Below are 25,056 nucleotides of genomic sequence, written 5' to 3' on the forward strand. Positions count from 1 at the left end.
AGCTCATGAAGGAGTTGCTGGAGAAAGCCGGGCTGCCTCTGTTGCGCCGCATGGATCCAGAAACTGCGCATGGTCTGGCATTGCGGGCTCTGAACCTCGGTCTGGCGCCAGCTCCAGGCCCGGTGACCTCTGAACGTCTGCGCACAGGTCTTGCGGGTATTGAACTGGCAAATCCGCTGGGACTTGCCGCTGGTTTTGACAAAAACGCCGAAGCTGTGCCGGCGTTGTCACGCGCGGGTTTCGGCTTTGTCGAAACAGGGGCCGCCACGCCGCGTCCTCAACCCGGTAACGCGCGGCCGCGTCTCTTTCGGCTGACCGAAGACGATGCTGCGATAAACCGGTTCGGCTTTAACAACGACGGCATGCACAGAATTGCCGAAAGGCTGGCGTCAGGGGCCGCAGATGTACCGGTAGGTGTAAACCTCGGGGCCAACAAAGACAGCGCGGACCGCGCGGGCGATTTTGCGACCGTGCTCAGCACAATGCGTGCGCATGTGGATTTCGCCACTGTGAACGTGTCATCGCCCAATACGGAAAAGCTGCGCGATCTGCAGGGTCCGGAAGCCCTCGCAGCGCTGCTGGACGGGGTCATGGCGGTACGCGGCAACACGCCCGTTTTTCTCAAAATTGCGCCCGATCTGACGGACGCAGATCTGAAGGACATTGTTGCCGTCGCCAGCAACGCAGGCATTCACGGCATCATCGCAACCAATACCACACTGGACCGTGACGGTCTGAAGAGCCCGCATGCACCGCAAGCCGGCGGGCTGTCCGGCCAGCCACTCTTTGAGAAATCCACCCGGGTCCTCGCACAGCTTTCAGCGCTCACGGACATTCCACTCATTGGCGTTGGTGGCGTGTCCAGCGGTGCGCAGGCATATGCCAAAATCCGGGCCGGGGCGACGGCTGTGCAGCTTTACACAGCCCTGGTCTATGGCGGCATGTCACTCGTGGGGCGTATTCTCCGTGACCTCGATGCCCTGCTCGAAAAGGATGGCTTTGCATCGGTTGCGGAGGCCACAGGCACTGGTCGCGACGACTGGCTGTAATCGCCTCAGGGTCTTGCCCGGAACGGATTGTCCGCACTGGTCTGACGTTCACCGCAATCCGCCCTGCGCTCAGGTTCAGGCTGCGGTTGCGGGTTCAGCTGCAGCACAACGGCGGGCAAAATACGGGCCACCTGTCCCATGTCTCCACTGTTCCAGGCTGCAGCAAGCCGGTTCTTTTCTACTGGCGGCAGCTGTGCCATTTCCAGCATGAGCTTCATGACCAGCGTTTCCCGCACATCCCCGAAACCCCGGGCCACAAGGTGGAAGGCGCCAGGCCCGCCAATCACGCAATCCGCGTAAAAGTCGGCCACACGGCGGAAAGCGGGGTCTTCAAAGGCCGGCGGCTCGCCCGTCACCTAATCGGCAGGCCGTTCACCGTCAGCCCCATGGACAACAGATGATCGCGCGCCGTCAGCACAGCAAATCCATCGTTGATCACCCCATCGCCGGAAATGTCGATGATATAGTCCCGCGCGGACACACGCAGCGCGGACATTGCGACTTCCGCCGCCAGCAGCGCGTCCCCGACCGCAGTGGGCTGCAGGTACATCGGATCGTTCGGGGTATCCTCGATATTCAGGATGTCATTGGCAAACTGAACCATATCCGCGTGCGATGACATAACCCGGATCGGCAGGTGCACACGCTGATACCGTTTCCCGCTCCATTCCATATAGGCAATGGCCACGCGGCCGGCGCCACCGCCCAGCGCCATCGCGGCGACCCGGCGGTCACTCAGCGCTTTGGCGTAGGCTTCGCGCTGAAACCGCCGTTCATGCGAGCTGATTGAAGAGGACACGTCTACGGCCAGAACTAGAGCGATATCAACACGCGTCGGATCATTCACGTCCGCCTGTCCGGAGGCATACCGCAGGGCTCCCGCGTCACCGGCCCGGGCGGTCCATGCAAAGACTGTAAGGATTATGCCCAGCACAACAAAGAGATGCGGGCGCCATGCGCAGTTCGAATACATCTGCCGTCTCCTTTCAGGTACGGCCAACTCCCACCGGCATTACTTGGGCAAAGGTTATGACAAAAAGACGTTAACAACAGCTTTGCGGCCCGCACCGGCGCAGTCACGGTCCGGAAAACGTCCCCATAAACGGATTTTTCAGCTGGCGCCTGCGTGTCGTTCCAGCGCCGGATACCGCATTCCCAGCGTCAGCCCCCGGGCCACGAACGAGATCAGAAGCGCGAGCCAGAGGCCATGATTGCCCATCAGCGGCAACAGGGTGAAAATCGCCCCCCAGTAAATGACAAAACTCAGCGCCATCATGTTCCGCATGTCGCGGCTGCGCGTGGCACCGATGAAGATGCCGTCCAGCATCCAGGCTGTACAGCCGACAAGCGGCGCGGCCACCATATAGGGCAGGAATTCGCGCGCTGTTGCCTGAACACCTGTGTCTTTGGCCATCAGGTCGATAATCCAGCCGCCTGTCACGCCAAAAACCAGCGCGAGGCTCACACAGACTACAAGTCCCCAGGTCGAGGTCACAATCGCCGATCGGCGCACAAATGCGCGGTCACCACGTCCGATCGCGCGCGCGATCAGGGTTTCAGCGGCAAAGGCGAACCCGTCCATCGCATAGGCGGTGATATACATCAGCTGGATCAACACCTCGTTCGCCGCCAGCGTCACGTCGCCAAAACGCGCTCCGATAAACACAAATGACGAGAAAATGACCATCAGCATCGCCGAACGCAGCAGGATATCAGTGTTCAGCAGCGCCATCCGTATCAGTTTGGCCCGATCAAAAATGCGTGACCAGTCCCGCCAGTCCGGCCGCGCGAAGGCATCCCGGCAGAACCAGAGCGCCAGCGCGGCACCCGTAAACTCGGCGATCACCGTTGCAATGGCCACACCGCCCACACCCCAGTCGAACACAAGCACAAACAGCAGATCCAGCAGGATGTTCACACCGTTCATCACAAGCTGTACCCAGAAAACGCCCGCCGTTTTTTCCATGGCCACAAGCCAGCCCGTCAGCGCGTAGACGGCAATTGCCACCGGCGCCGTCCAGATGCGGATGCTGAGATAGGTATAGGCCAGACCCTCAACTTCCGGGCTCGCCGGGGCCAGCGACAGCGCGGCCCAGAATACCAGCGGCTGCAGCACGATCAGCCCGATGCCCGCGGCGACCGCAACCAGCAGTGCACGGGTCAGCCAGGCCGACACCTCCGCCTTATCACCGGCCCCCTCAGCCTGCCCCACAAGCCCGACCGTGCCCATGCGCAGAAACCCGAAGATCCAGTAGACAGTGGACAGGATAATTGCCCCGAGCCCCACAGCGCCGATGGGCGCCGCCTCGCCCATCTGCCCGACCACACCGACGTCAACGGCCCCCAGTATCGGCACCGTCGCATTCGACAGCACAATGGGCAGCGCAATCCGCAGAACCCGCCGGTGACTGACCGCCGTACGGGCTTCAGATGCAGCGTCAGTCACGCTTTTGGGGCATCAGAAAATGACCGGTCGCCTGAGCAAACAACCGGTCCCGGTTATCCTGCCAGGCCTCTACATGCACGCTGGCATACCGCCGGCCAGACCGTACAATCCGGGCACGCGCATAGGCATCTCGTGGCAGGCCTGACCGCAGATAATCTGTTGAAATATCAATTGTTTTTGGCAGCCTCGGCAACCCTTCCTCTTCAAGACCGCTGGCGTCAATCGCACCCGATTCCACATCCTCCCAAAGGTAGGTCCAGCTCAGCGTGATGATGGCTGTCACTTCCAGAAAGGCGGCTGTAACCCCGCCATGGATCGCCGGCAGCATGGGGTTGCCGATGAGTTTCTGATCAAATGGCAGAATACCGGTCAGCTCGTCGCCGCGCCGCTCAAAATGGATGCCGAGGAACTGAATATAGGGAACACCGGACACCAGGGCGCGCAGCGTTGTGTCGCGTCGCTGTTTGATAACCTGAACCGGTTCCGGCGGACGTCGCGGGGATTTCATCTGCGGCCCTCCACCGTGAAGGCACCGGTCGCCGCAGCCACCGGGTTTTCCGTGTCCTCGTCCGTGGCTGTCGCCCGCACGAATGCGACGGTGCGTGTCACATGATAGCAGGTTGCGCGCGCAATGATCCGCTGCCCGGGCTTTGCCGCGCGCATGTAATCAATACGCAGATCAATCGTGGCCGTCCCGCCCGGATTTTCGGGGTGCGCCATCACGGCGGCGCCGCAACAGGTGTCCATCAGGGCGGACACCGCACCGCCATGGATCACGCCCGTTTCGGGATCGCCGACCAGCTTTTCATCATAGGGCATTTCGATCACGGCAACGCCGTCCTGAAGGTCGGTCAGTTGCATGCCCAGCGCCTTGCTGTGGGGAATCGCCTCGATGAATTGTCTGGCGATTTTGGTTTTGGACGTCATCCTCTGAGTGCTCCGTTGCCACGTGGCAGGCCCGCGCGCTCCTTTATCAGCGCAGACATGCGCCAGGATCAAGTGCGGGAGTTGCGCTTGCGTTGCAGCCGTCCTACCCTCAATGCGGGAGAGAGATAAAGATGGCATCAGATCGTCTGACATTTAAAGAGATGTGCGCGGAATTCGACGTGACACCCCGCACGCTGCGGTATTACGAGTATATTGAGCTGCTGCAGCCTGACCGGGAAGGTCGGGCACGGTTTTACGGCCCGCGGGAACGGGCCCGGATGAAACTCATCCTCAGAGGCCGGAAATTCGGTTTTCAGCTTGAGGACATCCGCCAGTGGCTGCTGATCTATGAAAACGACGGCAACGAGGCCCAGATGCGCGCCTGGATCGATCTGGCCGACCGGCAGCTGACACAGCTTGCCGAAGACAAGGCCCAGCTGGAAGACGCAATGTCTGAACTCAAAAAGCTCCGTGACGACACCGAGGCCTCACTGGGCTGAAGGTACGCGCTGGCACCAGCCAAGATCATCGAGCGCTGCGCCGTAAGGATCCGAAGCCGGTGCTGCGTCTGGGCTGCGCGCACAATGTCCTGAAAAAATATTTATTTTCAGCATTTTACAAGGTCACACCCGAAGCCTCCGCATGTCAGTCAGCCTTCGCTGATCAATCGGAAACGATGGCCCTGCCACGCTGATGTCGCAGGCGGAAGGCTTCACACAGGCGATGCCGGACAGAGACCGCAAGCCCGGGCAGACGGGCGCACAGGCAAAAACATGCCACATATCAGGGTGCCGTTAAGTCCGCTTCCAAAGTGACGCAACGTTCGGGTTACGTAAACGTGAACCGGTGTTGTAGCAGAGGACCCAATCCTTAACTGAGGCGTAATCCGACGCCACTAGAGTGAAGCTTATGTCCGAGACCTATATGACAATCCGCGAGATGTGTGACGCCTTTGATGTCACGCCGCGCACGTTGCGGTTCTACGAATCCAAAGAGCTGCTGTTCCCGGTCCGCGAGAGCCAGAAACGTCTTTTCACCCGCCGCGACCGGGCGCGCCTGAAGCTCATCCTGCGCGGCAAGCGTTTTGGCTTCAGCCTCGAGGAAATCCGCCAGCTTCTGGACCTTTATGACGCTGGCGATCAGCAGCGCACGCAGATGATGGCGACCTTTGATGTTGCACAGCGTCGTCTGGCCAGCCTCGTCGAACAGCGCGACGCCCTCAACGAGGCCATCGACGAGCTCAGAGATCAGCTTAAATGGGGCGAGCAGATGCTGGCCTCGATGAACAAGGCGCCCAAAGCCGCCGAATAAAACAGAAACGACAGTTTTCGTATCAGGGAGAGACCGATGCCCGGCTACACACCACCTACCAAAGACATGCAGTTTATCCTGCACAATGTTCTCAACGTCACCGGCCAGACCATTCCCGGCTATGACGAACTTGAAGCCGATTTCACGTCGGCCATTCTGGAAGAAGCCGGCAAGCTGACGTCAGAAGTGCTCGCGCCGCTAAACGTGGTGGGCGACACCGAAGGCTGCCGCCTGGAGAACGGCGTGGTCCGCACGCCCACCGGTTTCAAAGCGGCCTTTGAAAAGGTCAAGGAAGGCGGCTGGCCCGGTCTCGACATGCCCGAGGAATTCGGCGGTCAGAACATGCCCTGCGTGATCGGCACGGCTGTGGGCGAGATGTTCTCGTCCGCAAACATGGCTTTCACGATGTACCAGGGCCTGACCCACGGTGCGGCCTCTGCCATCCTGGCACACGGCAGCCAGCAGCAGAAAGAAACATATCTGCCGAAAATGGTCGCCTGCGACTGGACCGGTACGATGAACCTGACGGAACCGCACTGCGGGACCGATCTCGGTCTGATGCGCACCAAGGCTGAACCGCAGGACGATGGCAGCTACAAAATCACCGGCCAGAAGATCTTTATCTCGGCTGGCGAGCACGACATGTCCGACAACATCATCCACCTGGTGCTGGCTAAAATCTCCGGCGCACCGGAGGGCATCAAAGGTGTCTCTCTGTTCATCGTGCCGAAGTTCCTGGTCAACGAAGACGGTTCCCTGGGAGAGCGGAACGGCGTTGCCGTGGGTAAAATCGAAGAAAAGATGGGCATCCACGGCAACTCCACCTGCGTGATGAACTATGACGGTGCAACCGGGTACCTTCTCGGCGAAGAGCACAAAGGCATGCGCGCGATGTTCACGATGATGAACGAAGCGCGCCTCGGTGTGGGCATGCAGGGTCTGAGCCAGGCCGAAGTCGCCTATCAGAACGCACTGGAATACGCCAAGGACCGGCTGCAGGGCCGCGACGTGACCGGCGCCAAAAATCCTGACGGTCCCGCCGATCCGCTGATCGTGCACCCGGACATCCGCCGTTCGCTGATGGATCAGAAGAGCTTTGCCGAAGCCGCACGTGCGTTCATCCTCTGGGGCTCCACGATGATCGACGCAGCCCACCGTTCGGGTGACGCTGATGCGGACGGCCTTGTGTCGCTGCTGACCCCCGTCATCAAAGGCTTCCTGACCGACCAGGGCTATGACATGACCATCAAGGCACAGCAGGTCTATGGCGGCCACGGCTATATCGAGGAATGGGGCATGTCCCAGTTCACCCGCGATGCCCGGATCGCTATGATCTACGAAGGCGCAAACGGCGTGCAGGCGCTGGATCTGGTGGGCCGCAAACTCGCACAGGATGGTGGCAAACACGTGATGGCCTTCTTTGAGCTGGTCAAAAGCTTCATCAAAGAGAACGCAGGCCAGGATGAGGCGTTTGACGCGCAGTTCTTGGAACCGCTTAAATCCGCGTCCAAGGACCTGCAGGCCGCAGGGATGTATTTCATGCAGAACGGTATGAAAAACCCCAACAACGCACTGTCGGGCTCCTATGACTTTATGCACCTCTTCGGGCATGTCTGCCTCGGCCTGATGTGGGCAAAGATGGGCAAGGCGGCACGGGATGCCCTGGCCTCCGGTGCGTCCGACGTCGCGTTTTACGAGACAAAGCTGAACACCGGCCGCTACTATATGGCACGTCAGCTGCCCGGCACTGCCCTGCACCTGTCGCGTATCCAGACCGGCGCGGACACGGTGATGGCGCTGGATGCGGCAAACTTCTGATGCGGGGGCGCGGCCTGCCCGCGCCTCTGACCACACCTGAACCGGGAGACCCGGATGCCGAAACGTTTCCGCCTGACACGCCGATTTCCTGTTGCCATGACGGAGGACGGGTACCGGCGGCTGAAACGATTTGCATCCGAGGCCGGTCTTGATGAGGGTGAAGCGCTGTCCTTTCTGTTCGAAAACTTCGACAGCGTGATCAACGAAGAGACTTTTGGCCACCGGCTGCGGCTCTTCAATGCGGAACTTGATGCGCGCAAGCGCTGACCTGACGGACCCCGGGGGGAGCACCATGAACACCAGCCCGTCTGCCTGGATGACCGACGAACACCGCATGATCGCGGACATGACGGCTCAGTTCATCACCAATGAATGGGCGCCGCGGTTTGAGACCTGGCGCAAACAGGGGGAAATGGATCGCAGCACCTGGGCCGAGGCCGGGGAGCTGGGCCTGCTGTGCCCGTCCGTTCCCGAGGCATACGGCGGCGCCGGTGGTGATTTCGGCCACGAGGCCGCCATTCTGATCGAAGCAAGCCGGGCCAATCTGGCAAGCTGGGGGCACGGCATTCACTCCGGGATCGTCGCGCATTACGTGCTGGCCTATGGCACCGAAGACCAGAAAAAGCGCTGGCTGCCGAAAATGGCTTCCGGCGAGTTGGTGGGCGCTCTGGCCATGACCGAACCCTCCACCGGATCAGATGTGCAAAGCATCAAAACCCGCGCGATCCGGGATGGGAACGCGTACAAACTCTCCGGCCAGAAGACATTCATCACCAACGGCCAGCACGCCAATCTGATCATTGTCGCGGCCAAAACGGACCCGTCTGAGGGCTCAAAGGGCGTCTCGCTTGTCGTTGTTGAAACCGACGGGGCCGACGGGTTCCAGCGCGGACGCAACCTGGAGAAAGTGGGGCTGCACGCGGCCGATACCTCTGAGCTGTTTTTTGACGGGGTGGAAATCCCGCCGGAAAACATCCTTGGCGGTGCCGAGGGCCAGGGTTTTTACCAGATGATGCAGCAGCTGCCGCAGGAGCGTCTGATCATTGCCTGTGGTGCTGTTGGCGCGATGGAAGGTGCGGTCGAACGCACTATTTCCTACTGCAAGGAACGTGAGGCCTTTGGCGGCCCGCTGACACAGTTCCAGAACACACGGTTCAAACTGGCGGAATGCAAAACCAAAACCGCTGTGGCCCGCGCGTTTCTGGATGAATGCATGACCGAGCACCTGCGCGGTGAACTGACTGTCGAAAAGGCGGCCATGGCCAAATACTGGCTGACGGACACCCAGGGTGAGGTGCTGGATGAATGTGTTCAGCTGCATGGCGGTTACGGCTTTATGCAGGAATACGCCGTCGCGGAAATGTGGGCAGACGCGCGGGTGCAACGCATCTACGGTGGCACCAATGAGATTATGAAAGAGTTGATTTCACGGTCGCTCTGACACCGGAATGCCTTGGGAGGGGCGTCTGACATGACAATCAAACTTCACTGTTTTGGCGAAAGCGGTAATGCATACAAAGCGGCTCTGGCGCTGGAGCTTTCCGGTCTCGACTGGGAAGCGGTCAAGGTCGACTTTTTTGCAGGCGAGACCCGCACACCGGAATACCGCCGGGACGTTAACAAAATGGGCGAGGCGCCAGTGCTGGTGGACGGCGATATCCGGCTCAGCCAGTCGGGCGTGATCCAGGATTACGTATCTGAGAAGTCAGGAAAATTCGGTGGCAAAGACGCGCATGAACGCCGCGAGATTCTGCGCTGGGTGCTGTGGGACAATCACAAGCTCAGTTCCGGCGCAGGGATGACACGGTTCCTGATGAATTTTCTGCCCGAAGACAAACGCCCGCAGGAGGTGATTGCCTTCCAGCAGGGCCGTCTGAAGGCGGCCTATGCAGTGCTGAACGACCATCTGCAGGGACGCGACTGGATTGTGGGCGACGGGATCACCAACGCTGACATCAGCTGCTGCGGCTACCTTTATTACCCTGAGCCCTTTGGCTTTGACAGGGCCGACTGGCCCAACATTGATGCCTGGCTCACCCGTATTTCTGAGACACCGGGGTGGAAAGCCCCTTACGACCTGATGCCTGGCTCCCCTGCGGACCGGGCCTGACAAGACGGGTGCACAGAGCACCCATAGGAGAATAAGATGACCGACGCCTATATCTATGACGCGCTGCGCACCCCGCGCGGCAAGGGCCGCAAAGACGGCAGCCTGCACGAGGTGACAGCCCTCCGCCTGTCTGCGCAGACGCTGAACGCCGTGAAAGAACGCAACAATCTCGAAGGGCACGCGGTCGAGGACGTGATCTGGGGCAACGTGACCCAGGTAATGGAACAGGGCGGCTGCCTCGCGCGCTCTGCTGTGCTGGCCTCTGACCTTGATGAACGCATCCCGGGTCTGGCGATTAACCGGTTCTGCGCTTCTGGCATGGAAGCGGTCAATCTGGCGGCAAACCAGGTCCGCGGCGGTGCCGGTGACGGCTATATCGCCGGCGGTGTCGAGATGATGGGCCGCGTGGCCATGGGCTCGGACGGTGCGGCCATTGCGGTGGACCCTTCCATAGCTATGGAACAGTACTTCGTACCGCAGGGCATCAGCGCCGACATCATCGCCACCGAATACGGCTTTACCCGCGATGATGCGGACCAGCTGGCGGTGGAATCCCAGCGTCGCGCCAAAGCCGCATGGGATGACGGCCGTTTCGCGAAATCCGTGATCGAAATCCGCGACCAGAACGGCCTGCCGATCCTGGATCACGACGAATATATGCGTCCGCAGACCGACATGCAGAGCCTCGGTGGCCTGAACCCTGCGTTCCAGGCGATGGGCGAGGTCATGCCCGGTTTTGATAAGGTCGCGCTGATGAAATATCCGCACCTGGAAAAAATCAACCACATCCACCACGCCGGCAACTCCAGCGGCATTGTGGACGGCGCGGCGGCGCTGCTGATCGGCTCAAAGGAATTTGGCGAAAAGCATGGGTTGAAACCCCGCGCCCGTATCCGCGCAACGGCGAAAATTGGTACCGATCCGACCATCATGCTGACCGGCCCTGTGCCCGTGACGCAAAAGATCCTTGCTGATAATGGCATGGATATCAAAGACATCGACCTCTTTGAGGTCAACGAAGCCTTTGCATCCGTTGTCCTTCGGTTCATGCAGGCATTCGATGTGGATCACGACCGGGTCAATGTGAATGGTGGCTCCATCGCCATGGGTCACCCGCTGGGTGCCACGGGCGCAATGATCATCGGCACGCTGCTTGATGAAATGGAACGCGCGGACAAGGAAACCGGGCTTGCGACGCTCTGCATCGCGTCCGGTATGGGTGCCGCCACCATCATCGAACGGGTCTGATACCGGATCATGCAATCTGCCAAAGCCATATATCAGTCTGTACTCGACCGGCTCTCAAAGGCGGTTTTCGACAACGACTATCGCCTGTGGTCCTCGATCATGGCGATACCGTTTCAGATGACAACCGCCGAAGGCACGCTGGTGCACGAAAACGAGCGTGACGTCGCGGTTGGGTTTGCCGATTTTGTCGGTGCCCTGCGGCGCAAAAACGTTGTGCGCATGGACCAGATCTGCCGCTTTGCCTATCAGTCGGAACCGGACACGATCACCGGCTATCATGACACGGTCATGTATACGGCAGACGGTATGGCGCTGCCGGAGTATACGGTCAAATGGGTACTGCATCTGCAGGACAACGGCCGCTGGCGGATTTCAAAGGATGTGAGCACCATCAGCGCCGAAGACCGGCAGCTGCTGCCGCACAGTGACTTCACGCAGTTTCAGCGCGAGGACACAACCGAAGAGCAGCGCCTGCGCCGCGTCGTGCAGACCATGCTCGACAAGGCGGACAGCACCCTGCTGCACGGCGATTTCGACGAATGGAAAGACAGCTACATGCTGCCCCTCGTCGTTGAAACGCGCTATGGCCAGCAGATCATCGAAGATATGCAGACCCTGAAGGACGATTTTGCGATCTATCGCAAAGAGTTCAAAATTCACGGCGTCACGGACATCACCCGTGCGATCCGGACAGCCGAAAAACTCGACGACAACCTGATGCTGGCGACTTACCGCGCCCACGTGATCAGCGGAGCGCGTTATGTGGTGCCGCCGTGGACCGGCGCAATGACGTTCCGCCGCGAGGGCGGCTTCTGGTACATCACCAAGATCATGCAGGCCATGGGACACCTGAACTGGACCACCCAGGACCATCTGGATCACGGCGGCCTGCCGTCTGCCGACATCATCGACATAGCAAAAGACAGCCCGAAAAGAGGGAATAGGTAACATGACAGATTTCACAATGAACACCGATGCAGAAGGCATCGCCACCATCACGTGGGATGTGAAACAGAAGTCCATGAACGTGATGACACTTGAGGCCTGGGACGATCTGGAAGCACTGATCGACGAAGGCCTCGGCGACGACGCGGTCAAAGGCATTATCATCACCTCCGGCAAGCCGGACAGTTTTGCCGGCGGTATGGACCTCAACGTGATCGCGCGGATGAAGGAAATGGCGGGCGACAACCCGGCCAAAGGTCTCTTCGACGGCATCATGAACGCCCACCGCATCATGCGTAAAATCGAACTGGCGGGCATGGACCCCAAAACGCTCAAGGGCGGCAAGCCCATTGCGACCGTCCTGCCCGGCACGGCTCTGGGCATTGGTCTGGAAATTCCGCTCTCCACGCACCGCATTTTTGCCGCCACCAATCCAAAGGCCAAAATCGGCCTGCCCGAGATCATGGTCGGCATTTTCCCCGGCGCAGGTGGCACCACCCGCCTGACGCGCAAAATGGGGGCCATGGCGGCCTCACCCTTCCTGCTCGAAGGCAAGCTGGTGGACCCGGCCAAAGCAAAGGGCGCGGGCCTGATTGATGAAGTCAGCGATGATCCGATGGCGGCCGCGCGTGACTGGGTGCTCAATGCCAAAGACGCGGACCTGGTAAAGCCCTGGGACGCAAAGGGATACAAAATGCCCGGCGGCGCGCCTTATCATCCCGCGGGTTTCATGACTTTCGTGGGTGCCTCGGCCATGGTCAACGGCAAGACGCAAGGTGTCTACCCGGCGGCCAAAGCGCTGCTCTCGGCGGTCTACGAAGGGGCACTTGTGCCTTTCGACACCGCCCTGAAAGTTGAGGCGCGCTGGTTCACCAACGTACTGATGAACCCGTCGTCGTCCAACATGATCCGCTCGCTCTTTGTCAACAAGGAAGCGCTGGAAAAAGGCGCAGTGCGTCCGGCAGATGTCGCGGATCAGCGCGTGAAAAAGCTGGGCGTTCTGGGCGCCGGTATGATGGGAGCAGGCATCACCCTGGTCTCCGCGCAGGCCGGCATCGAGGTCGTGCTGATCGACCAGACCCAGGAAGCGGCAGACCGCGGCAAGGACTACACCGCGACATTCGCCGATAAGGGCATTGCGCGGAAAAAAACAACGCCCGAAAAGAAGGAACAGCTGCTCTCGCTGATCACAGCCACCACCGATCTGGATGCGCTGAAAGACTGCGATCTGATCATCGAAGCGGTCTTTGAGGACCCGAAAGTCAAGGCGGAAATGACACAGAAGGTCGAGGCGGTGATCCCCGAAGACTGCATCTTTGCCTCCAACACCTCCACTCTGCCGATCACCGGTCTCGCCAAAGCATCAAGCCGCCCGGAACAGTTCATCGGCATCCACTTCTTCTCGCCCGTCGAAAAGATGCTGCTGGTGGAAATCATCAAGGGCAAAGGCACCGGTGACAGGGCTGTGGCCAAGGCGCTGGATTATGTGCGCCAGATCCGCAAAACCCCGATCGTGGTCAATGACGCGCGGTTCTTCTATGCCAACCGCTGCATCCTGCCTTACGTCAACGAAGGCGTGCGGATGCTCAAGGAAGGTGTCGAGCCAGCCCTAATTGAAAACGCGGCCAAGCTGGTGGGCATGCCCCTGGGACCGCTGCAGCTCACAGACGAAACCTCGATTGATCTCGGCGCCAAAATCGCCCGTGCGACCAAAGCGGGCATGGGCGACGCCTATGACGGCTTCGCCGACGAGGTGATCTTCTGGATGGAAGAGACGGGCCGTCTGGGGCGCAAAGCCAACGCCGGGTTTTATGCTTACGACGAAAAGGGCAAACGTCAGGGTATCTGGAAAGGTCTGCGCGACCGGTATACCCCGCGTGACGATCAGCCTGACCTGATCGACGTGCAGCACCGTCTGTTGTTTGCGCAGACGCTGGAGGCCGTACGCGCGCTGGAAGAAGGCGTGCTGATGGACATCCGCGAGGGTGACGTGGGCGCGATCCTGGGCTGGGGTTTTGCCCCGTGGTCCGGTGGCCCGCTCAGCTGGCTGGACATGCTGGGCGCTTCCTATGCCGCCGAGCGCTGTGATCAGCTGTCGGAGGCTTTCGGCCCGCGTTTCTCCTGCCCTGATCTGCTGCGCGAGATGGCGTCAAAGAACCAGAGCTTCTACGGACGCTTCGGGGCACAGGCCGCCGCGGCCTGATCCGCTGCAAATCTGTTTCTGACAAAGAAAGGGGGCCATCGTGGCCCCCTTTTGCATTTTCCGGCCTGTCCGGTCTGACAACGGCTCCGAAATGCAACACGCGGGCTTTTCAATCCCCACAAAAACAATATCGTGACCGCTGCGGCAGAACCTGCCTGCGATCATATCGGCTGGGGAGAGAGACAATGGGCTGGATGAGAGACGAGACGGGGCTGGACAAATGCGCCGCAAACCATGTGGCGCTGACGCCTCTGTCGCACCTGCGCCGGGCCTCACAGGTTTTTGCGGATCATCCTGCCGTCATCTATGGAACGCACCGGGTCACCTATTCCGAATACTACGGCCGTTGCAGCAGGCTGGCCTCGGGCCTGTCTGCCCGTGGTATCGGATCCGGCGACGTCGTTGCCACGATCCTGCCGAATATTCCGGCTCAGGCCGAAGCGCACTTTGGTGTGCCCGCCTGCGGTGCCGTACTGAACACCATCAACACCCGTCTGGATGTTGATACTGTCAGCTACATCTTCGCGCACGGAGAGGCGCGTCTGGCGCTGGTCGACACCCAGTTCATTGAGCTCGCAGAGGCTGCTGTCGCTGAAATGGACGGCCCCGGACCGACCCTCATCGAAGTGCCCGACCCCGCCGCCGGCTTCCTCGCCACCGGCCGCCATTTGCAATATGAAACGCTGCTGTCCGAGGGCGATCCCGGTTTTGACTGGATCATGCCCGAAGACGAATGGGAAAGCATCGCGCTCAGCTACACCTCCGGAACAACCGGGCGCCCCAAGGGCGTGGTCCATCATCACCGGGGGGCCTACCTGATGACCATGGGCACGGTGATCAGCTGGCGCATGGCACTGAACCCGGTCTACCTGACCATCGTGCCGCTCTTTCACTGCAACGGCTGGAACCACACATGGATGATGCCGGTGCTGGGCGGGACCATCGTGTGCTGCCGCGATATCACTGCAGGCAATATCTATGACGCCATCGCCGACGAAGGCGTCACGCATTTCGGTGGCGCGCCCATCGTGCTGAATATGATCGTGAACGCTTCTGAGACAGAGCGCCGGGATTTTGATCACCTTGTCGAGGTCTTTACGGCTGGCGCGCCCCCTGCTCCGGCGACCCTCGCCAAGATTGAGGCGCTGGGGTTCAATGTGACCCAGGTCTACGGGCTGACCGAGACCTACGGGCACGTGACCGAATGCCTCTGGCGCGGTGCTGACTGGGATGATCTGGACAAGCCGGAGCGCGCCGCTGTCAAGGCGCGGCAGGGTGTGGCCTTCCCCATGATGGAACACATCACGGCGCTGGATGCGGATATGCAGCAGATTCCCATGGACGGCGAAGCCCAAGGCGAGATCATGATCCGTGGGAACGCGGTAATGAAAGGGTATTACAAGAACCCCGAAGCCACCCGCGAAAGCTTTGAGGGCGGGTACTTTCATTCGGGTGATATCGCTGTCCAGCACGCGGACGGCTATCTGCAGATCGCGGACCGGGCCAAAGACATCATCATTTCGGGCGGCGAAAACATCTCCTCGGTCGAGGTTGAGGGTGTGCTGATGGAGCACGACGATGTCCTGCTCGCCGCAGTGGTGGCCAAACCGGATGAAAAGTGGGGCGAAGTGCCCTGTGCCTTTGTCGAGCTGAAACCGGGCGCCACCGGAGACGCGGCTGCACTGATTGCCTTTTCGCGCCAGACACTTGCCGGCTTCAAAGCCCCGAAACATGTCGAGTTCAGGGAACTGCCCAAGACATCGACCGGCAAAATTCAGAAGTTCGAACTGCGCAAACTGGCCAAAACTCTCTGACGCGGCCCGCCATTGCCGTTCCGTCCGGAGCCTGCCGGTGTTAGACTGCCCGCGAGAGGGAACGGGCAGACATCACCGCAATGACGGCTCTGACGAAATACGCAAGGCTCGAAGCGAGTGGGTTGTGGCGCGCGTCGCCGCAGGACCAGCGCCGCGAGGTCGTTATTTCCGTCGGAGAAGCCACGCTGACCATCTCAGACATGCGTGACCAGCCGATCACGCACTGGTCCCTGGCTGCGATCCGCAGGGCCAACCCGGGCCAGCGCCCCGCCATCTTCCACCCGGACGGCGACACCGGCGAAACGCTGGAACTGGACGTCTCTGAGGCGCAGATGATTGACGCCATCGAAAAACTCCGCCGCGCCGTAGAACGGACACGCCCGCGTCCCGGTCGCCTGCGCTGGCTTGGGATGCTGCTGTCGCTGGCACTCGTTGCGGCCCTGGCACTCTTCTGGCTGCCCGGCGCCCTGATCAGCCACACTGTCTCGGTCGTCCCCCAGGTCAAACGCGCCGAAATCGGTGATGCGCTGATGGTGCGCATCGAACGTATGACCGGGCCCGCCTGTTCTGATCCCGCAGGCACCCGCGCGCTGCGCGACCTGCGCGCACGGCTGGGCACGGGACCGATCAGCATGGTGCCCGGGATCATCGGCACCAGCCTGCATCTGCCCGGTGGCCGGATCGTCATGGACCGTGCCCTGGTCGAAGACTATGAGGAACCGGATGTGGTGGCCGGATTTGCCCTGGCAGAACACACCATGGCCCGGCAGTCTGATCCGCTGCGCGATCTGCTGGATGTCACCGGCACCTGGTCCGGTTTCCGGCTGCTCACCACCGGACGGCTCGAAGGCGACACGCTGGACCGCTACGCCGAACACCTGCTGACCGGAACCCGGGCGCAACCGGCGATGAGCGGACTGCTGGATGTCTTTGCCACGGCCTCTGTGCGCAGCACGCCCTATGCCTATGCGCGCGATATCACCGGGGAAACTGTTCTGCCGCTGATCGAGGGTGATCCGATGTCCGGCAAAGAGCCTTCCGAACTTCTCAGCGATGCAGACTGGCTCCGCCTGCAGGGGATCTGCGGCGGCTGACGGCCGCTCAGCGGTCGGGTTCAACCATGGGCGTTGTGAGCGTCCAGGTTTCCTGCATCTTCGCGTGACCCACCAGCGTCTGTTCGGCCCGGCGCGGGTTCATGCGCCCGTCGTTCCACGCCTTGCGGTACCCTTTGGGCACGCGCACCGGTTTGAAATCGCGGCGTTCCTCGAAAACATGCTTTGGCAGAACACGTGCTGATCCGCTGATCCCGAGCGCCTGCGCCGTCTCCGGTGTCACGACAATTCCGGCCACGCTCTGAAGCGCGGGCGTGCCCTGAACCTGTGCCCGGCGCGCGGACGATGTTTTTTTCCGGCGCGGTTTCTGGGGGGTTGCGGCGGGCGTTGCCGCGGCCACAACAGTCTCTGCCGCGGGCTCTGGTGCGGCTGCGATGGTTGTCCCGCCCGCCGCAGGAACCGGCACCGGAGCCGTCTTTCCGGGTTGCGCCGGGGTATCGAACGTAGGTGCACGGCCACAGATCTGCTGGCGGTTGCGGTCAACCCGCGGTGCCCAGCGGACAGCGTCATCTACGCCGACGCGGGTAAAGACACACCCCGCACTGTCGACATATTGTTTGCCTCGGAATGTCACCGGAGGAAACTCGCTCGGACGCAGGCTGTCCTGAGCCGAAACGGTGCCGACCGTGGTCATCATGCCGGCAGCCAGCGCAACAACCGCAATAGTTCTGGTAAGTATCATCATTGCCCCCACAAGATATGGAGACGATGCCTCAGCCACCGCGCCAAGGCAAGCGCCGCAGCGGCCCTGGCGGGGCTGCAGGCGGATTATTTTGTGCCAAACATCCGGTCGCCAGCATCGCCGAGGCCCGGCACGATGTATCCGATGTCGTTCAGGCGCTCGTCAACCGCAGCTGTGACAATCGGTACGTCCGGATGGGCTTCTTTCATGCGGGCGATTCCCTCCGGTGCGGCAAGCAGACAGAGGAACCGGATGTTCGTCGCACCGGCTTCTTTCAGCAGATCAATCGCCGCCACCGACGAATTACCCGTGGCCAGCATCGGATCAACCGCAATCACCAGACGATCTTCCAGAGCTTCGGGCACCTTGAAATAATACTGCACGGGTCTGAGCGTTTCCTCGTCACGGTACAGCCCCACGAAACCCACGCGCGCCGAAGGGATCAGCTCCAGAACCCCGTCCAGCAACCCGTTTCCGGCCCGCAGGATCGAAATCAGCGCAAGCTTCTTGCCGTCGAGCGTCGGCGCATCCATCGTCTGCATCGGCGTCTCAATCTGCTTTGTGGTCATCGGCAGACCGCGCGTCACCTCATAGGCCAGCAACTGGCTGATCTCGCGCAGCAGCTGCCGGAACACGGCCGTCGGGGTTTTCTGATCCCGCATGATGGTCAGTTTGTGCTGCACGAGCGGGTGATCAACGACGGTCAGATGTTCAGACATGATTTCTTCCTTGCAGGTTTCATTCCGTTTAGCCCCGATCCACACGCGCCCGCAAGGCTCCACCGGGCGGTTTCAGACGCCTGCCTCAGACTGGCGCATCGATCCCCAGATGATGCGCAACAAGTCCGGCCACGTCAGTAAAGCCGATCTGCCCCAGCGTACCACCGCCCTTGCCCGCGACCAGAACCGGAACCCGTTCGCGCGTGTGATCCGTGCCCTTCCAGGTCGGATCGTTGCCGTGATCCGCCGTCAGCACCAGCAGGTCGCCCGGGCGCAGTGCGGCAATCACATCACCGATCTCGGTATCGAACCATTCAAGCGCCCGGGCATAGCCCGATACATCACGCCGGTGGCCGTACAGGCTGTCAAATTCGACGAAATTGGCAAAGGTCAGGCTGCCGTCAGTGGCTGTGCGCACGGCATCCTTCAGGTACCGCATCAGCTCGGAATCCGTGCCTTTTCTGACGTCATCAATGCCGGTCATTGAAAAAATATCACCGATCTTGCCAATGGCGCTGACATGCCCGCCTGCGTCCTGAACCCAATTGGTCAGCAGTTTCTTCGGCGGCCGGATCGCATAATCGCGGCGGTTGGGCGTGCGCGCGAAGCCCGTTTCCGCGTCGCCTGTGAAAGGCCGCGCAATGACCCGCCCCACCTTCATCGCGTGCAGATCCGGAGCGAGTTCCGAACACAGATGCAGCAGCGCCTTGAGGCCAAAGTGTTCCTCATGCGCCGCGATCTGAAACACCGAGTCTGCTGAGGTATAACAAATGGGCTGGCCTGTCCGCACATGCTCTGCGCCGTATTGCGCGATGATCTCTGTGCCCGACGCGTGACAGTTGCCCAGAATGCCGTTTGCACCGGATATCGCACAGACACGCGCCCCGATCTCCTCCGGAAATGCCGGCGTCTCATCCGGGAAATAATGCCAGTCCCACGGCACCGGCAATCCTGCGAGCTCCCAGTGTCCCGATGGTGTGTCCTTGCCCCGTGACAGTTCCGTCGCCGCGCCCCAGAGCCCAGACGGCTCACGGCCCAGCCCCGGGGCCGCCACCCCACAGGCCAGATGAACCGCCCGGCCAAGACCGAGGTTGTCCAGATTGGGCAGCATCAGCGGCCCCTGCCGGCCCTCTTTTGCCTCGCCGCGCGCACAGGCCTCGGCGATATGACCGACGGTATTTGACCCGGTATCGGGGACATTCCCGTTGAAAAACAGGTCCGCATCGGGCGCGCCACCGATCCCGACCGAATCCATCACAACCAGAAACGCACGGGGCATCAGTCTATCCTTTCCAGGATCAGATCCGGAAGATCCACTGGCGCACTGTCCTGCAGTGTGATCGCATTCCGTACCACGGCAGCTGCGGCATCAGCAGCCTCAGAGCGCGCCGCATGCACCACTGCCAGCGGCTGTCCCCGGGTGACGTGCTCGCCCAGACGGACAACTCCGGCAAGACCAACCGCCGGATCAACGCGGTCGCTTTCCACACGGCGCCCCCCGCCCAGTGACACAACCGCCATGCCCAGCGCTTCTCCGTCGATGGCACCGACCCAGCCGCTCTCGCGCGCCGTGATCTCGCGGATCACATTAGCCTCCGGCAGAAACCGGCCGCTGTTTTCCAGAAACCGCACAGGCCCGCCCATCGCAGCCACCATACGCCCGAACCGCTCGGCAGCGCGTCCATCACGGATTGCGTCATCAATCGCATCAGCACCGGCCTGGACATCCTCCGCCAGGCCCGCGTTGGCCAGCAATACACCGCCCAGCGCTGCGGATATCTCCACCAGCGGGCCACGGATCTCACCGTTCAGCACACGCACAACCTCCGCCACCTCCAGCGCATTCCCGAGGGCCGGTGCCAGCGGCTGGCTCATATCACTGATCACCGCCGTGGTCGGGCAACCTGCTGCGTTTGCCGTGTCAACAAGCGCGCGGGCCAGCGCGCGGGCAGTGTCTGCATCTTTCATAAAAGCACCGCTGCCGGTTTTGACATCCAGCACCAGCCCATCCAGCCCACCGGCCAGTTTCTTTGACAGAATAGAGGCCGTGATCAGATCAAGACTGTCCACGGTCGAAGTCACATCACGCACCGCATAAAGACGTTTGTCCGCCGGCGCGATATCCGCACTGGCCCCCACGATCGCACATCCGGCTTCGTGCACGATCTGGCGGAACCTGCTCTCGTCATGCTGAGTGATCAGACCCGGAATGGCCTCCAGCTTGTCAAGCGTGCCGCCCGTATGCCCCAGCCCCCGGCCCGATATCATCGGCACCCAGACCCCGCAGGCGGCAAGCGCAGGGGCCAGCAGCAGCGAGACGCAATCCCCCACGCCACCCGTGGAATGTTTGTCGAGCACCGGCCCGCCAAGGTTCCAGCCCAGCACTTTACCGCTGTCACGCATCGCCAGCGTCAGGGCCACCCGGCCCGCCTCATCCAGGCCATGCGCACAGATGCCCATCGCAAACGCACCGGCCTGGGCGTCACTGACCGTACCATCAGCCAGCCCCCGCGCCATCCACGCCAGCTCCTCCGCGCCCGGGGCCGCGCCATGCCGCAAACGGCCCAGAATGCTGCGCGCGTCTGTCACGTCACCCGTCCAAATGGCTGGCGCTGAACACCCCCGGCAAAAGATCGCCAATGGTTGTTTCCTGCTCCACACCACCGGTCGTTGCCATGGTCACAACCACATCCGGCGCCCCGAATTCCGCCAGCTTCTGGCGACAGCCACCACAGGGGGTCACAGGCATCGGCGACCCCGCGATCACATACACACCGGTCAGGCGCGTCTCGCCCGCCGCCACCATCGCCGCAATCGCCCCCGCCTCGGCACAGGTGCCCTCCGGATAGGCCACGTTTTCCACGTTACAGCCCGCATAAATGGCGCCCGACGCACCGCGCACAGCCGCCCCGACCTGAAAACCCGAATAGGGCGCATAGGCGTTTTCACGCACTTCTGTTGCCGCTTTCTGCAGACTCATCACATCGCTTTCTCAACTGCACCGAACCAACAGCCTGTCGCTGCGCAAGGCAGTTTGCAAGAGCACATCACCGTTTTTACGACGATTGCACCGTCGTTTCAAAAACACCCGGCAGGGAAACCTCCAGCAACTCAAGATCACCGGAAACATTCTCATATCCCACGGCCATATCCGGCGGAATCACAAAGGCATCGCCCGCGTCCAGATCATGCGCTGCCCGCCCCTCTGCCGTCAGCGTCATGCGCCCTTCCATGACAAATGTGAACAGGATATCACTGTTGTGACGGGTCACCGCGGCACCACCGTCTCCGGGCCGGACCACATGAACGCCCGCCACATTACCGGTGTGCTGTGCAATGGTTGTATCGCGGCTCTGAAAACCGGGGATGCGGAACGGTGCCCAGTCTGCCTCCTCCGCCTTGTGATGCACAAAACGCTGCCCCTGAAAAACGCGATCCGGCCTGGCCGGACCATTGGGCAGTTCCATCTCGTGATCGATGGTTGTCACATGCTCAGCAGGCACACCGATCTCGATCACCTCGATATTGTCAGAGGCAAAAAGAACCCGATGGCGGATTTCCGGCGGCTGGATCACACAGTTTCCCGCATGCAGCCGGAACGGCTCGCCCTGATCCTCGTACACCAGATCAACCCATCCCCGGTAACAGAAAATCAGCTGAAACCCGACCGTGTGGTAATGCACCATATCCGGCACCGGGCCGCCGTCCGGAATGCGGATGTGACTGGCAATGATGGATCCGCCCAGCCGGTCGGGGATCAGATCGCGGTAATGCATGCCGGCCCGCCCGATGATCCAGGGCGCCTGATCCGCCAGACGCCGCACCACAAAGGAGTGCACCGTCTCGGGCATCACCAGCGGCTCCTGCAGCGGGGCGATCTCAACCCGTGTACCGTTGGGGGCCGTCAGGGTCCGCGCCCCATCTGCAAAGCCGTCCGGATCGTCCGTCAGAATGCGCAGCGTCCCGGGCGCCTCCGCGGCTCCTTTTTCCACCCTGACCCGCAGACCATGCCCCGAAAAAACCGCAACAGACGGATCATCTGCGGGGTAAATCATGTCCATCCGCATGCCGAGCACTTTGGTAAAAAATGGAATATCCGCGCGCAGCTCCTGCGTCGGCAGGCGCACCTCTGCTCTGATCTCTGTCATCCGCACCTCACAATTCTGCGCGCAGACTGCGTGCTGACCGCCGGTTTGACAAGACCGGCGGGTCTTCTTCTGGCCCTCAAATATCCCGGGGAGTGTGAGGGGCAGCGCCCCTCAGCCAATTACCGCCTTGGCCCGGCAGAACAAGTGGTTTAATGCTAAACTATTCCCGGCAGGAGGCACCCGGATCATGAGCGAACCCAAAAATCTGCGTCAGGCGGCGCTGGACTATCACGAATTTCCAAAGCCCGGAAAACTGGAAATCCGCGCGACCAAACCGCTGGCCAACGGACGTGATCTGGCTCGCGCCTATTCGCCCGGCGTGGCCGAAGCCTGCCTCGAAATCCGCGAAGACCCCGCAGCCGCGGCGCGCTTTACCGCGCGGGGCAATCTGGTTGCTGTCGTCTCCAACGGCACTGCCGTACTGGGCCTTGGCAACATCGGAGCACTTGCCTCCAAACCCGTGATGGAGGGCAAAGCCGTCCTCTTCAAGAAATTCGCCGCCATCGACTGTTTTGACGTTGAGGTGGATGAGACCGACCCGGAGAAACTGGCCGATATCGTCTGCGCGCTCGAACCCACCTTCGGCGCGGTCAACCTGGAGGATATCAAAGCGCCCGATTGCTTCACGGTCGAGCGGATCTGCCGCGAACGCATGAACATTCCCGTCTTCCACGACGACCAGCACGGCACCGCCATTGTCGTTGGTGCTGCGGCCAAAAACGCGCTGCATGTGGCCGGCAAAAAGTTCGAAGACATCAAAATCGTCTCCACCGGAGGCGGTGCTGCGGGCATCGCCTGCCTCAACATGCTGCTCAAAATGGGCGTGAAACGCGAAAACGTCTGGCTCTGCGACATCAACGGCCTCGTTTATGAAGGCCGCGAGGTCGACATGAACCCCATCAAATCCGAATTCGCACAGAAATCCGACCTGCGCACGCTGGATGACGTGATCCCCGGCGCCGACCTCTTTCTGGGGCTGTCCGGCCCGGGTGTGCTCAGCCAGGACATGGTGAAAAAGATGGCGGACCGGCCGATCATCTTTGCGCTCGCCAATCCGACACCCGAAATCCTGCCGGAACTGGCGCGCGAGGTTGCACCCGATGCGATTATCGCAACCGGCCGCTCGGATTTCCCCAACCAGGTCAACAACGTCCTGTGCTTTCCCTTCATCTTCCGGGGCGCGCTGGACGTGGGCGCGACGACGATCAATGACGAGATGCAGCTGGCCTGCATCGACGGGATCGCGGAACTGGCCCGCGCCACCACCTCTGCCGAGGCCGCCGCTGCCTACCAGGGGGAACAGCTGACCTTTGGCGCGGAATATCTGATCCCCAAACCCTTTGATCCCCGCCTTGTGGGCGTTGTGTCCTCGGCCGTGGCCCGCGCCGCGATGGAAACCGGCGTTGCCACCCGGCCGATCGAAGATCTGGACGCTTACCGCCAGAAACTCGACGGTTCCGTCTTCAAATCAGCGCTTTTTATGCGGCCCGTTTTTGCCTCTGCCCGGGGCGCCACACGCCGCATCGTTTTTGCCGAAGGAGAGGACGAACGTGTACTGCGCGCGGCCCAGGCTGTGCTTGAGGAAACGGTGGAACGGCCCATCCTGATCGGCCGGCCGGACGTGATCCAGGCCCGGATTGAACGCGCGGGCCTGACAATCGAGCTTGGCGAGCATGTTGATCTGGTGAACCCGGAAAACGACCCGCGCTACCGCGACTACTGGGAAACCTATCACCATTTGATGGCCCGCCGCGGCATCACACCTGATCTGGCCCGGGCGATCATGCGCACCAACACCACTGCGATTGCCGCTGTTATGGTGCACCGCGAAGAGGCCGACAGCCTGATCTGCGGCACCTTCGGCGAATTCGGGTGGCACCTGAATTACATCAACCAGGTGCTGGGCAAAGACGGCCTGCATCCGGTGGGCGCGCTGTCCATGATGATCCTCGAGGACGGCCCGCTCTTTGTGGCGGACACCCAGGTACACCTGCACCCTGACCCGCAGCAGATCGCGGAAATCGCCATTGGTGCGGCGCGGCACGTCCGCCGCTTCGGGATCGAGCCGCGCATCGCTTTCTGTTCACAGTCTCAGTTCGGCAATAAAGGCGAGGGCACAGGCGGGCGTCTGCGCGCCGCCATCGGCCTGCTCGACGCGGGCGGGCACGATTTCTGCTACGAAGGCGAGATGAACATCGACACCGCGCTCGATCCGGAACTGCGCGCGCGCATCCTGCCGGGCAACCGCATGGAAGGGGCGGCAAATGTGCTGGTCTTCGCCCATGCAGATGCCGCCTCGGGCGTGCGCAACATCCTCAAAATGAAAGGCGGCGGCCTCGAGGTCGGCCCCATTCTCATGGGCATGGGCAACAAGGCGCACATCGTATCCCAGTCGATCACCGCGCGCGGGTTGCTGAACGTATCGGCGATCGCGGGAACGCCGGTAGACGTTTACGGCTGATCCTGACGGCGGCATCACCGCGCCGGTCACGGGCCGGTGCACGAAGTGTGACCCGTGATGGGG

General features: G+C 61.3%; 24 protein-coding genes. 13 read left to right on the top strand and 11 right to left on the bottom strand.

What is annotated here, in order from left to right; translation table 11 throughout:
- Positions 1-5: 5 nt before the first annotated feature.
- On the top strand, positions 6-1,049 hold the full coding sequence (locus AB4K19_RS13285; protein ID WP_375228812.1) for a quinone-dependent dihydroorotate dehydrogenase: 1,044 nt from the start codon (positions 6-8) through the stop codon (positions 1,047-1,049).
- Positions 1,050-1,054: 5 nt separating this feature from the next.
- Here the strand turns inward: AB4K19_RS13285 and AB4K19_RS13290 are convergent, their stop codons facing one another.
- The 5 genes from AB4K19_RS13290 to AB4K19_RS13310 form a co-directional block, all read right to left on the bottom strand.
- On the bottom strand, positions 1,055-1,405 hold the full coding sequence (locus AB4K19_RS13290; RefSeq protein WP_375228813.1) for a DUF1194 domain-containing protein: 351 nt from the start codon (positions 1,403-1,405) through the stop codon (positions 1,055-1,057).
- Positions 1,402-2,022, bottom strand: a complete 621-nt coding sequence (locus tag AB4K19_RS13295) for a DUF1194 domain-containing protein (protein WP_375228814.1) — start codon at positions 2,020-2,022, stop codon at positions 1,402-1,404. Before AB4K19_RS13295 ends, AB4K19_RS13290 begins: the two co-directional genes overlap by 4 nt.
- A gap of 138 nt (positions 2,023-2,160) precedes the next feature.
- The gene (locus AB4K19_RS13300; protein ID WP_436397933.1) at positions 2,161-3,495 is read right to left on the bottom strand and encodes an MATE family efflux transporter; all 1,335 of its coding nucleotides are present in this window, start codon (positions 3,493-3,495) and stop codon (positions 2,161-2,163) included.
- Entirely contained in the window at positions 3,488-4,003 is a 516-nt protein-coding gene (locus AB4K19_RS13305) for a PaaI family thioesterase (protein ID WP_375228815.1), read from the bottom strand. Before AB4K19_RS13305 ends, AB4K19_RS13300 begins: the two co-directional genes overlap by 8 nt.
- Positions 4,000-4,422, bottom strand: coding sequence for a PaaI family thioesterase (locus tag AB4K19_RS13310; protein ID WP_375228816.1), 423 nt, complete (start codon positions 4,420-4,422; stop codon positions 4,000-4,002). The genes AB4K19_RS13305 and AB4K19_RS13310 overlap by 4 nt, the downstream gene beginning before the upstream one ends.
- Positions 4,423-4,553: 131 nt before the next feature.
- Between AB4K19_RS13310 and AB4K19_RS13315 the strand changes: the two genes are divergently transcribed.
- From AB4K19_RS13315 to AB4K19_RS13365, 11 genes are all read left to right on the top strand, one after another.
- A complete protein-coding gene (locus tag AB4K19_RS13315) occupies positions 4,554-4,922 on the top strand; it encodes a MerR family transcriptional regulator (RefSeq protein ID WP_375228817.1) in 369 nt (122 codons plus the stop codon).
- A 409-nt stretch (positions 4,923-5,331) separates the two neighbouring features.
- The gene (locus AB4K19_RS13320) at positions 5,332-5,733 is read left to right on the top strand and encodes a MerR family transcriptional regulator (RefSeq protein ID WP_375228818.1); all 402 of its coding nucleotides are present in this window, start codon (positions 5,332-5,334) and stop codon (positions 5,731-5,733) included.
- A 36-nt stretch (positions 5,734-5,769) separates the two neighbouring features.
- Positions 5,770-7,551 (top strand): acyl-CoA dehydrogenase C-terminal domain-containing protein, encoded by a 1,782-nt coding sequence (locus tag AB4K19_RS13325; protein ID WP_375228819.1) that lies wholly within the window; start codon positions 5,770-5,772, stop codon positions 7,549-7,551.
- A gap of 54 nt (positions 7,552-7,605) precedes the next feature.
- Positions 7,606-7,818, top strand: coding sequence for a hypothetical protein (locus AB4K19_RS13330; protein WP_375228820.1), 213 nt, complete (start codon positions 7,606-7,608; stop codon positions 7,816-7,818).
- A gap of 25 nt (positions 7,819-7,843) precedes the next feature.
- Positions 7,844-8,992 carry an acyl-CoA dehydrogenase family protein gene (locus AB4K19_RS13335; protein WP_375228821.1) on the top strand — a complete coding sequence of 383 codons (1,149 nt, stop codon included), beginning with the start codon at positions 7,844-7,846 and terminating at the stop codon, positions 8,990-8,992.
- Between the two features lie 30 nt (positions 8,993-9,022).
- Complete coding sequence (locus AB4K19_RS13340) at positions 9,023-9,661, top strand: glutathione S-transferase family protein (protein WP_436397939.1); 639 nt, start codon at positions 9,023-9,025, stop codon at positions 9,659-9,661.
- 36 nt (positions 9,662-9,697) lie between these two features.
- Positions 9,698-10,909, top strand: a complete 1,212-nt coding sequence (locus AB4K19_RS13345; protein WP_436397941.1) for an acetyl-CoA C-acetyltransferase — start codon at positions 9,698-9,700, stop codon at positions 10,907-10,909.
- 9 nt (positions 10,910-10,918) lie between these two features.
- The gene (locus tag AB4K19_RS13350; RefSeq protein WP_375228823.1) at positions 10,919-11,857 is read left to right on the top strand and encodes a hypothetical protein; all 939 of its coding nucleotides are present in this window, start codon (positions 10,919-10,921) and stop codon (positions 11,855-11,857) included.
- Between the two features lies 1 nt (position 11,858).
- Complete coding sequence (locus AB4K19_RS13355; protein ID WP_436397944.1) at positions 11,859-14,057, top strand: 3-hydroxyacyl-CoA dehydrogenase NAD-binding domain-containing protein; 2,199 nt, start codon at positions 11,859-11,861, stop codon at positions 14,055-14,057.
- Between the two features lie 185 nt (positions 14,058-14,242).
- Entirely contained in the window at positions 14,243-15,871 is a 1,629-nt protein-coding gene (locus AB4K19_RS13360; RefSeq protein ID WP_375228824.1) for an AMP-binding protein, read from the top strand.
- A gap of 80 nt (positions 15,872-15,951) precedes the next feature.
- Positions 15,952-16,965: a hypothetical protein gene (locus tag AB4K19_RS13365; protein WP_436397946.1), complete on the top strand. Its 1,014-nt coding sequence runs from the start codon at positions 15,952-15,954 to the stop codon at positions 16,963-16,965.
- A gap of 7 nt (positions 16,966-16,972) precedes the next feature.
- Here AB4K19_RS13365 and AB4K19_RS13370 read toward each other — a convergent pair whose 3' ends face one another.
- The 6 genes from AB4K19_RS13370 to AB4K19_RS13395 form a co-directional block, all read right to left on the bottom strand.
- On the bottom strand, positions 16,973-17,665 hold the full coding sequence (locus AB4K19_RS13370) for a hypothetical protein (RefSeq protein WP_375228825.1): 693 nt from the start codon (positions 17,663-17,665) through the stop codon (positions 16,973-16,975).
- A gap of 86 nt (positions 17,666-17,751) precedes the next feature.
- Positions 17,752-18,384 (bottom strand): uracil phosphoribosyltransferase, encoded by a 633-nt coding sequence (upp, locus tag AB4K19_RS13375; protein WP_375228826.1) that lies wholly within the window; start codon positions 18,382-18,384, stop codon positions 17,752-17,754.
- A gap of 85 nt (positions 18,385-18,469) precedes the next feature.
- A complete protein-coding gene (locus AB4K19_RS13380; RefSeq protein ID WP_436397949.1) occupies positions 18,470-19,663 on the bottom strand; it encodes a phosphopentomutase in 1,194 nt (397 codons plus the stop codon).
- The gene (locus AB4K19_RS13385) at positions 19,663-20,973 is read right to left on the bottom strand and encodes a thymidine phosphorylase (RefSeq protein ID WP_436397950.1); all 1,311 of its coding nucleotides are present in this window, start codon (positions 20,971-20,973) and stop codon (positions 19,663-19,665) included. The genes AB4K19_RS13380 and AB4K19_RS13385 overlap by 1 nt, the downstream gene beginning before the upstream one ends.
- A gap of 1 nt (position 20,974) precedes the next feature.
- A complete protein-coding gene (locus tag AB4K19_RS13390) occupies positions 20,975-21,364 on the bottom strand; it encodes a cytidine deaminase (protein WP_375228827.1) in 390 nt (129 codons plus the stop codon).
- A 76-nt stretch (positions 21,365-21,440) separates the two neighbouring features.
- Positions 21,441-22,532, bottom strand: coding sequence for a cupin domain-containing protein (locus AB4K19_RS13395; protein ID WP_375228828.1), 1,092 nt, complete (start codon positions 22,530-22,532; stop codon positions 21,441-21,443).
- A gap of 187 nt (positions 22,533-22,719) precedes the next feature.
- Between AB4K19_RS13395 and AB4K19_RS13400 the strand changes: the two genes are divergently transcribed.
- Complete coding sequence (locus tag AB4K19_RS13400) at positions 22,720-24,993, top strand: NADP-dependent malic enzyme (RefSeq protein ID WP_375228829.1); 2,274 nt, start codon at positions 22,720-22,722, stop codon at positions 24,991-24,993.
- The last annotated feature ends 63 nt before the right edge of the window (positions 24,994-25,056 follow it).

Origin of the sequence: Roseobacter phycocola, from assembly GCF_042055075.2 — a bacterium.
In the GTDB taxonomy this organism is placed as follows: domain Bacteria; phylum Pseudomonadota; class Alphaproteobacteria; order Rhodobacterales; family Rhodobacteraceae; genus Roseobacter.

What these genes read in the sequence shown, in the direction of transcription:
- AB4K19_RS13285 (WP_375228812.1), top strand. Translation starts at nt 6, where the DNA reads ATGAAGGAGTTGCTGGAGAAAGCCGGGCTGCCTCTGTTGCGCCGCATG.
- AB4K19_RS13295 (WP_375228814.1), bottom strand. Translation starts at nt 2,022, where the DNA reads ATGTATTCGAACTGCGCATGGCGCCCGCATCTCTTTGTTGTGCTGGGC.
- AB4K19_RS13305 (WP_375228815.1), bottom strand. Translation starts at nt 4,003, where the DNA reads ATGAAATCCCCGCGACGTCCGCCGGAACCGGTTCAGGTTATCAAACAG.
- AB4K19_RS13310 (WP_375228816.1), bottom strand. Translation starts at nt 4,422, where the DNA reads ATGACGTCCAAAACCAAAATCGCCAGACAATTCATCGAGGCGATTCCC.
- AB4K19_RS13315 (WP_375228817.1), top strand. Translation starts at nt 4,554, where the DNA reads ATGGCATCAGATCGTCTGACATTTAAAGAGATGTGCGCGGAATTCGAC.
- AB4K19_RS13320 (WP_375228818.1), top strand. Translation starts at nt 5,332, where the DNA reads ATGTCCGAGACCTATATGACAATCCGCGAGATGTGTGACGCCTTTGAT.
- AB4K19_RS13325 (WP_375228819.1), top strand. Translation starts at nt 5,770, where the DNA reads ATGCCCGGCTACACACCACCTACCAAAGACATGCAGTTTATCCTGCAC.
- AB4K19_RS13330 (WP_375228820.1), top strand. Translation starts at nt 7,606, where the DNA reads ATGCCGAAACGTTTCCGCCTGACACGCCGATTTCCTGTTGCCATGACG.
- AB4K19_RS13335 (WP_375228821.1), top strand. Translation starts at nt 7,844, where the DNA reads ATGAACACCAGCCCGTCTGCCTGGATGACCGACGAACACCGCATGATC.
- AB4K19_RS13340 (WP_436397939.1), top strand. Translation starts at nt 9,023, where the DNA reads ATGACAATCAAACTTCACTGTTTTGGCGAAAGCGGTAATGCATACAAA.
- AB4K19_RS13345 (WP_436397941.1), top strand. Translation starts at nt 9,698, where the DNA reads ATGACCGACGCCTATATCTATGACGCGCTGCGCACCCCGCGCGGCAAG.
- AB4K19_RS13350 (WP_375228823.1), top strand. Translation starts at nt 10,919, where the DNA reads ATGCAATCTGCCAAAGCCATATATCAGTCTGTACTCGACCGGCTCTCA.
- AB4K19_RS13355 (WP_436397944.1), top strand. Translation starts at nt 11,859, where the DNA reads ATGACAGATTTCACAATGAACACCGATGCAGAAGGCATCGCCACCATC.
- AB4K19_RS13360 (WP_375228824.1), top strand. Translation starts at nt 14,243, where the DNA reads ATGGGCTGGATGAGAGACGAGACGGGGCTGGACAAATGCGCCGCAAAC.
- AB4K19_RS13365 (WP_436397946.1), top strand. Translation starts at nt 15,952, where the DNA reads ATGACGGCTCTGACGAAATACGCAAGGCTCGAAGCGAGTGGGTTGTGG.
- AB4K19_RS13370 (WP_375228825.1), bottom strand. Translation starts at nt 17,665, where the DNA reads ATGATACTTACCAGAACTATTGCGGTTGTTGCGCTGGCTGCCGGCATG.
- upp (WP_375228826.1), bottom strand. Translation starts at nt 18,384, where the DNA reads ATGTCTGAACATCTGACCGTCGTTGATCACCCGCTCGTGCAGCACAAA.
- AB4K19_RS13380 (WP_436397949.1), bottom strand. Translation starts at nt 19,663, where the DNA reads ATGCCCCGTGCGTTTCTGGTTGTGATGGATTCGGTCGGGATCGGTGGC.
- AB4K19_RS13390 (WP_375228827.1), bottom strand. Translation starts at nt 21,364, where the DNA reads ATGAGTCTGCAGAAAGCGGCAACAGAAGTGCGTGAAAACGCCTATGCG.
- AB4K19_RS13395 (WP_375228828.1), bottom strand. Translation starts at nt 22,532, where the DNA reads ATGACAGAGATCAGAGCAGAGGTGCGCCTGCCGACGCAGGAGCTGCGC.
- AB4K19_RS13400 (WP_375228829.1), top strand. Translation starts at nt 22,720, where the DNA reads ATGAGCGAACCCAAAAATCTGCGTCAGGCGGCGCTGGACTATCACGAA.